The organism is Moraxella sp. (assembly GCF_024227015.1).
Lineage (GTDB): Bacteria > Pseudomonadota > Gammaproteobacteria > Pseudomonadales > Moraxellaceae > Moraxella.
Genome location: NZ_JAAELD010000309.1, coordinates 1 through 1,120, shown reverse-complemented (window position 1 = coordinate 1,120; position 1,120 = coordinate 1). Strand labels below are relative to the sequence as shown.

At 45.8% G+C, this 1,120-nt stretch carries 1 pseudogene; it reads right to left on the bottom strand.

Annotation, left to right across the window (positions count from 1 at the left end):
* Positions 1–1,120: pseudogene (gene rpoB, locus GY683_RS07045) on the bottom strand (DNA-directed RNA polymerase subunit beta); the annotation flags it as partial.

Sequence of the window (1,120 nt, the reverse complement as noted above, 5' to 3'; positions counted from 1 at the left end):
GAAACACGGCGTTTATGAGTGATCTCTGATAAGGGGTTGTTTTGATCCATAAACTGTGACAGCTGACTTGAACCAAAGAACTCTTTGATAGAAGCCACCACAGGTTTGGAGTTAATTAAGTCTTGGGGCGATAGGTTGTCAGATTCGGCATTGGTTAGACGCTCTTTAACCGCGCGCTCTACACGAGCCAAACCAATACGGAATTGGTTTTCGGTCATCTCGCCCACGCTACGGATACGGCGATTGCCCAAATGGTCGATGTCGTCTACTTCGCCACGACCATTGCGAATCTCAATCAACTCCTTAACCACGTCAATGATGTCATCTTTAGACAACACGCCCTGCTGACGCTGAATCTCGATGTCGTCAGACTCTACAAATTCACGACCCAAACGGCGGTTAAATTTCATGCGTCCGACATTGGATAAGTCATAACGCTCTTGACCAAAGAACATACCTTCAAACAGTTTTTCTGCCGTTTCAAGGGTTGGTGGCTCACCTGGACGCATCACTTTATAAATTTCAATCAATGCTTCTTCACGACTGGTGACTACATCGGCACGCAAAGTATCAGCGATATACGCCCCATGATCGATGTCATTGGTAAACAAGATCTTAAATTGCTTGATGTCTTTTTCTAGCAACTTAATCAATAATTCATGAGTAATTAGCGTGTTGGCACGAGCAATCACTTCTTCGCCAGCCACGATGTCTTCTGCCAAGATACGCTCGTATAGATACTCATCAGGCACCGCCAAAGTAGTCATGCCTGTGGCTTGGATTTCTTTGATGCGACGGCTGTTAATGCGTTTGCCTTGCTCAACGATGACCTTACCATCAGGAGCAACAATATCAAACTGTGCCATCTCGCCCATCAGACGCTCAGGCACCAGCTCCACTTCAAAAGACTCCGCCCCTCTAACCACGTCCGTGGTTTCAAAGAACGTATGTAAAATGTCCGTGGTATCCATACCAATAGCGCGCAAAATAATGGTCGCAAGTAGTTTGCGGCGACGGTCAATACGTGCATATACTAAGTCTTTTACGTCAAATTCAAAGTCAAGCCATGAACCACGGTAAGGAATGATGCGAGCGTTATACAACACTTTACCACTAGAGT